Here is a 6,420-nt window from a genome sequence, read left to right on the forward strand (position 1 = left end):
CAAAGCAAGGATGGCTAAAATCAAGCGGGCCTCAATTTGCGTCCAGGCCGTTTTAAACTTATCGAAGTATGGATAAAGAGGTAGTTTCAGAAAATCTAAAGCCAGCAGCCAGGGTAAAACCTCGGCTAAGGTAATGAGAAAAATCCAAAACGGGTATCCAAAAAAGAGATCCCAGAACAGGTTACCATGCCGCGCCGATTCGGCCGCTTTTTTAAAACCGCATAAAGACAATCCTATGAGAATAAATGGAAATAAATTTAAATAGCTCAGGACGGCAATCACATACCATTTAACATCAACGCTCGTGAATAACGAAAGATTATTGAAAGATGATATGAGCTTCCAACCGAGATAGAGGTTAGCAAACAAAAGAAGAGGAATAAAATAGAAAAAGATTCTTAAGATGACAGCCATGAAAATGGCGGCATCCTTTCCGGAGAAATCAATAAGTGGTTCCGTTGAAAATTCTTAGTCGGTTTTGTTATCATGCCAGTAGTCTTCCAATTCAACGCCCTCGAAGACCGATACATTGTTCTGGATCTTAACAAAATTGCCAATTTTAACGTTGTTGCCGATATTCACGTTCTGGCCGATGGAGCAATTTGACCCAATTTGCGTACCACTTTGGACATGGCTAAAATGCCAGATCTTTGTATCAGCGCCGATCTCGCAACCATCGTCAACATAAGAGCTGCCATGAGCAAAATATTTTTTATTACTCATCATTTTACGATTGTCCGTTTCCATGTTCTTCTACAAATTCATCCACTACTCTAATGATCTTGGTGCCATTTCCATTTGTCGGCCGGAGATTATTTTCGGGAATCGTAACTTGCTGGCCGTTCATGATCAGTGATCTTTGCGCAGCTTGCAATACGCGCAAAACATCCAACCCGCTCTGGCCATCTGTCAAAGGCGCCTCGCGGGTCTCTAAAGCATTTAAGAACGCCTGACATTCAGCTTTTAAAGGTTCATCCCGGCTGTATGCAACTTCTTCGCCATCCCCTTTAATCGGGATCGGTTCTCCCTCTTTCAGCTCAACACGTTGATCGTAAAGGAGAAGCTTCTTACTGACATCATCGAAGCTGGCCATTTTTTTTGCGCCGATAACAACCAACCGCTGCTCCTTGAACGGATGCAGCCAGGAGACATAAATATGCGCTCTAACCGAATTATCAAAAAGTAAATTTGTAACCGTAACATCGGCAATATTGGGCTGGACAAAATTACCACCACAGGCGACGACTTGAAACGGCAGCTTACCCAGAATCCGAAGAATGATTGCGATATCATGGGGAGCAAAACTCCAAAGAATATTCTCTTCACGCCTGATCTTGCCCAGACTCAAACGATTGGAGTAGATATACTGAATTTTGCCGAGAACCCCGCCGCAAATCAACTCCATCAACTTCACAAACGCAGGATGGTATTCGAGCACGTGGCCAACCATTAGAATTTTCTTCTGGACTTGAGCCAGTTCGACAAGATAGGCGCCTTCTTGATAATTGATAGCAAGCGGTTTCTCCACAAAAACGTCTTTGCCGGCCTCCAGAGCCTGATTCGCCAGATTAAAATGCGTTTCTGACGGCGTGGCTATCACCACACCCCGGACATCAGAACTTAGAACTTCATCAAAATTTTCAACCAGTTGGATTCCAGGTGCGAGTTCTTCCGCTAATTTGATGCCGTTACGTGTGGCATCACAAACCATTGCCAGGGCGTCGAGTTCTCTGAAGTTTCGTACCAGGTTCTTGCCCCAGTACCCACATCCAACAACAGCAATTTTAGAGGACACTTAAATTAATCTCCTGTTAAGTTGTCTAAAACCTTCCAGGTTTTGGAAACCTGGAAGGTTTAATCACCTACTACACGGAGGGCATTTTTAGCTTGTCGCCGAAGAGTTTTTGGAAATTACTCTGTTTCTTCCGCTTTTTGCCGCCGCCTTCGCCATAATAATAGTAGTATTGATAATAATAGTAGTATTGATAAGAGCCATAAGTATTTTCTCTGCTGACATCGTTAAGGAGTGCACCGAGTATTCGGGCATTCACATTATTCAGTAGTTCAATTCCTCGAATTAGAGCGCCGCGATTGGTCTGACCCGATTTTACCACAACCAGGACGCCGTCAACCTCCTTGGCAAGAACTGCCGCATCGGTGACTGCAATAAGAGGAGGGCTATCAAAAAGACAGACTTCATATCTCTCTTTTAGCTCCCCAATTATTTTTTTCATGTGATCTGAGCCAAGCATTTCGGCCGGATTGGGTGGCAGAATGCCGCTGGTCAGAACATCCAGGTTCTTGATATTCGTTGACTGAATTGCTTCGTCCAGAGTTGCCTTCCCAATCAGGACATTTGACAAACCTTTATTCTTCTCTAAATCAAAAATCTTATGAGCGACCGGTCTCCTTAAATCCGTATCTATCACGATCGTACGAGTGCCTTGCAAGCTTATGGATATGGCCAGGTTTGCGGTAGTCGTCGATTTACCCTCGTCAGGACCCGCAGAAGTAACGAGGAACGCATGCAATTTCTTGTCTGAGTCTGAAAACTGTAGATTGGTTCTCAATGATCGATATGCCTCACTTACAGGGGATTTAGGTTTAAAATGAGTAACTAGCCTCATCCGCTCCTCACGGGGCGCTTGCAAGTCTGCATGACCGTTAGATTGTTCGAGCGAATGTCCATTTTTCCCGTCAGTTTCAATTCTGGGAATCGCCCCCAGAACTGAGAGTCCTAAAGCCTCCAAATCCTCTACGCGCCGGACGGATGTGTCCATGTATTCGCGCAGAACCGCGACACCGATACCGAGTCCCAACCCCATAATAAAACCAAGAATAAGATTCAATCTCTTCTTCGGTGAGATCGGACTCCTGGGTCGTATGGCTTCGTCTATGATTCGCACTTTTCCAATCTGGCCGGCTTGCGTGATACGCGATTCTTCAAATTTCTCGCGCATCATCATATAGAGATTTTCATCGACTTTCCGGTTGCGTTCAAGGCGGGCCAGTTGGACGTTTTTATCCGGAAGAGATTCCAGTTTAGTTGAGTAACTCTCAACCACGCGCTTGAGTCCATCCGCACGTGCGATGAAAGACGCCATTTCAGTTTCCCCTTCAAGAATTTTTAAAACAAGATCTTGTGCCTGCGCTAACGGATCATCTGCAGGAAGACCTCCGACTATAAGCTTACGTATTTCTTCAGTCAAGCGAGTTTTTATGGCATCGCGTTTTTCCCGCTCCCGGCCTACTTGCGGGTCACCTTTCACAACACCTTGCGAAAGATAGACCGTGATATTTCGCTCGATTTCAGCCATCTCTTTACGGAGATGCAGCACCAACGGGCTGGAGACCCGTGCGATTTCGGCTTCAAGAGTTTCTTTGCTCCTCCCAAGCCGACTCTTCAAATAATCAAGTCGTTTCCGGGTTACTTCTAAATCTATCAAAGCCTCTTTGTAAAGGGTTTCAAACTCGGCGCTTTGTTCTACAATTTGAGTCGCCTCTTCTCCCAGGGAAGCGATCTTTTCTTTTTCAAGAAAAGTTTTTAACGTTTCCTCACTTTGTTTCAGATCTTTTTCTTTACGAAAAAGCTGATCATCGAGAAATTGGACGACTTGAGAGATTTCTCCTCGTGTGAAATCCCGATCCATATCCTGGTAAACTTCAGCAACCGTTTTGGTTAAAAAGGCGGCTTCAAAAGGACTGGGCGCTTTTACTTTTAAACTTATAAAATCCGTATCACGGATGGGTGACACGGTAATTGACCCACGGAGCTCTTTCAGAATGTCTATGGTGGTTTTTTCTATACCTAAGTCATGCACAAGTTCGAGTGAATCACGTTTTGTAGAGTTAAGCAACCGTCGTATCACTTCCTGCGCCAAAAAGCGGCTTTTGAGGATTTCCACCTGGTTGTTTATCAAAGTACGCTGTTGACTGAAGCCGGTGAAGTCAAAAAGCGATTGTCCCATGCCCTGTTTCTCAACAATCATAAGCGTCGTGGAGGCTTCATAAGTAGGCGGAGTTGTAAAAGTATAGTAAGTCACACCCAACATGGTGGCAAGAAAAACCACAACAATTAGCCAGCGACTACGATAAAATATTGCCAGATAATCATGAATAGTTATATTTCTTGAATTAATATCGCCCAAATGTTGGCCGTTTGAATTGAAATTGTTGTTATTATTTTCCATTGCTCACTGAGTTAGTAACTGACAAGTAATTTTCTGCCATACTCGATAAAAGCATTCGAGCACAAGCTTTTTGGCAGAATTTGAAATCACAAATATCAAATTCCAAATAACAAGTGCCGACGGCTCGGCATCAAACAAAATCATTGAAATATCCAAAATCCAATTTTCAATGCCGACGGTTCGGCATCAAACAAAATCACTGAAAGTATGGTTTTATTGGACATTGGAATTTGGTATTTGAGTTTTATGTGTAGTTTGTTTTTTGAAATTTAGGCTTGTCCGCGTTATGTTTATAATCTATTAGTTAGAAAGCCTGTCAATAATTAGAGCTACTGAGGCCACTGTTGCTACCACCCCAAAAACCGAGTTAAAGCCCAGGAACTTTTGGAATTTGTGTCCACCTGATTCTGTAATAATCACCGTGTCTCCTGCTCTTAGCACAGGTAAAACTCCCGATTTTCCTTTCTTGATGTGATCATTCATATTGACAGTCAAAATCGGTACTTTTTTCTCATGACCATTTGTTGCATTGCCATTTGTTAGAGCGGCTATGCTCTCTCGAATAATTTTTACTTCACCTAAATTAGCACCTTCCCGCGGACCACCGGCAAAAGAGATTAAGGTAATCAGATCCGTATGTCTCGGTACGAGATACTGGCCTGGTTTCAGCACATATCCCCAAACGTTCACATTCATTAGAATTTCATCCCGATCGCCTAAGATGTATTGTGCGCCGCCCCGGTTAAAAGAAGTCGACTGCTGGTTTTCCTGGGCAAAAGCGTTTGAAAAAGATTGCACAACAAAGGCTAAAACTAAGCTGAATAACAAGATATTGATTTTTTTCATTTGAAATTCCTTACCCTTCTTTTTGTTAGGTCAATTGATATGAGGTGCTGTATTTCTTACCAGAATATTTTGTAAAGCCCGACTTTTTATTTGGTCCCGTCTTAGCTCAATCGCAAATGATTGTTGAAGTGTATGCACAGAGATTATCAGTCTTTTATTGCCTCTGCCTTCCAGAAAATAACCTTTGATGCCTGTTAGCGGTCCCGCGACAATCTCAACTTCATCACCCTCTCTCAAATACTGATGTGGTTCAGGGTCATAGCCCCCGTCGAGAATGCGGTAAATAGTTTCGATCTGTTCTTCCGGAATTTGAGCCGGCTTTCCATTAAATTGCACCATCCGCACAACGCCGGTTGACTGCAAAGAACAGTATCTCTCGGCCAAATCAGCAAAAACGAACACATAAGAAGGAAACAAAGGCTCCTCAACTACTTTTTTGCGATCGCTCCACTGCCTCATAACAGAACGTGTCGGCAAAAAAGCGCGAATCTCTTTTTCTTCTAATATAGACGCCACTCTTTTCTCGACCCTGGGACGAGTGTACAACGCATACCAATGAGATTCTCTTCTTTTGTCTGCCATTGTTATTTCAGTGTTTAAGTGTTTTGGAGTGCTTAAGTGTTAGAGTGTTGGAGTTTCGGTATATGGACAATTTTCATTCTCCGGGAAGTATAAAAGCCTACTTAAACACTTAAACACCTAAACACTCTATCTATACACAGCTCCGCCACGACAGTCCCATGAACTGATCGTTAACAAAAATGTGTTTTCTCGCAGATTCACCGGCGGCCCTTAAAGGATTGGGGGATTAAAAAAAATGACCGACGAATCAAGTGTGCTCCTTTTTATAGAAAGCACAAGACATCAAGTTGCTCAAAGTGCTGGAAAAGGTTACTCACTTTTTTGAGCATTTAGCAGAGTCTCTAATTCAGGAGAATAATCGCCAAACGTGGCCTTGGCAGCATTCCGGACTCTCTTGGTGAGATCCCAAAGTTCGCTCAGAAAAACATTTCGTTCCTGAATTGCTTTGGCCCGCTGAACTTTTAACAGCTCAGCCTTTTCAACATATTGCTGCGCCTCATGCAATTTGCTTTCAAATTTGTCTACACTTAGATTGGGAACCGTCAGTTTCTTGCCAACTTTTTCCCAACCCGTTTTAGCAATTTGCGCTTGTTCCAAAGCATCCCTCGGAAAACTGGTACTATTAGTCTTTCTTGACTCCATATCCTTCTGATGCATTAAGTTTTTTTGTGAAATAAACTAATTAGGATAGTTCAAAACGATTTTTTTCAAAAGTCATCCGTTAGATCTCTTAACAAGCAAAGGTTCCAGCGATGACAATACTTTTTCTATCGAAAAATAAAATTTTTTCTTGAATATTATT

The 6,420-nt window shown here is 42.9% G+C and carries 7 protein-coding genes; all 7 read right to left on the bottom strand.

Going from position 1 to position 6,420, the window contains the following annotated elements; translation table 11 throughout:
- Nucleotides 1–414 (bottom strand): hypothetical protein (locus tag IH879_17585; protein MCH7676735.1); only part of this gene is annotated, 414 nt, incomplete at its 3' end.
- A gap of 54 nt (nucleotides 415–468) precedes the next feature.
- Complete coding sequence (locus IH879_17590) at nucleotides 469–723, bottom strand: hypothetical protein (protein MCH7676736.1); 255 nt, start codon at nucleotides 721–723, stop codon at nucleotides 469–471.
- A gap of 4 nt (nucleotides 724–727) precedes the next feature.
- Complete coding sequence (locus IH879_17595; GenBank protein ID MCH7676737.1) at nucleotides 728–1,795, bottom strand: Gfo/Idh/MocA family oxidoreductase; 1,068 nt, start codon at nucleotides 1,793–1,795, stop codon at nucleotides 728–730.
- A gap of 70 nt (nucleotides 1,796–1,865) precedes the next feature.
- Nucleotides 1,866–4,190 carry a polysaccharide biosynthesis tyrosine autokinase gene (locus IH879_17600; GenBank protein MCH7676738.1) on the bottom strand — a complete coding sequence of 775 codons (2,325 nt, stop codon included), beginning with the start codon at nucleotides 4,188–4,190 and terminating at the stop codon, nucleotides 1,866–1,868.
- A gap of 300 nt (nucleotides 4,191–4,490) precedes the next feature.
- Entirely contained in the window at nucleotides 4,491–5,036 is a 546-nt protein-coding gene (locus IH879_17605) for a hypothetical protein (GenBank protein MCH7676739.1), read from the bottom strand.
- A 30-nt stretch (nucleotides 5,037–5,066) separates the two neighbouring features.
- Nucleotides 5,067–5,618, bottom strand: coding sequence for a UpxY family transcription antiterminator (locus IH879_17610; GenBank protein ID MCH7676740.1), 552 nt, complete (start codon nucleotides 5,616–5,618; stop codon nucleotides 5,067–5,069).
- A 309-nt stretch (nucleotides 5,619–5,927) separates the two neighbouring features.
- Nucleotides 5,928–6,260 (bottom strand): hypothetical protein, encoded by a 333-nt coding sequence (locus tag IH879_17615; GenBank protein ID MCH7676741.1) that lies wholly within the window; start codon nucleotides 6,258–6,260, stop codon nucleotides 5,928–5,930.
- Between the last annotated feature and the right edge of the window lie 160 nt (nucleotides 6,261–6,420).

This window comes from candidate division KSB1 bacterium (assembly GCA_022562085.1).
In the GTDB taxonomy this organism is placed as follows: Bacteria; Zhuqueibacterota; Zhuqueibacteria; order Oceanimicrobiales; family Oceanimicrobiaceae; genus Oceanimicrobium.

What these genes read in the sequence shown, in the direction of transcription:
- IH879_17590 (MCH7676736.1), bottom strand. Translation starts at nt 723, where the DNA reads ATGAGTAATAAAAAATATTTTGCTCATGGCAGCTCTTATGTTGACGAT.
- IH879_17600 (MCH7676738.1), bottom strand. Translation starts at nt 4,190, where the DNA reads ATGGAAAATAATAACAACAATTTCAATTCAAACGGCCAACATTTGGGC.
- IH879_17605 (MCH7676739.1), bottom strand. Translation starts at nt 5,036, where the DNA reads ATGAAAAAAATCAATATCTTGTTATTCAGCTTAGTTTTAGCCTTTGTT.
- IH879_17610 (MCH7676740.1), bottom strand. Translation starts at nt 5,618, where the DNA reads ATGGCAGACAAAAGAAGAGAATCTCATTGGTATGCGTTGTACACTCGT.
- IH879_17615 (MCH7676741.1), bottom strand. Translation starts at nt 6,260, where the DNA reads ATGGAGTCAAGAAAGACTAATAGTACCAGTTTTCCGAGGGATGCTTTG.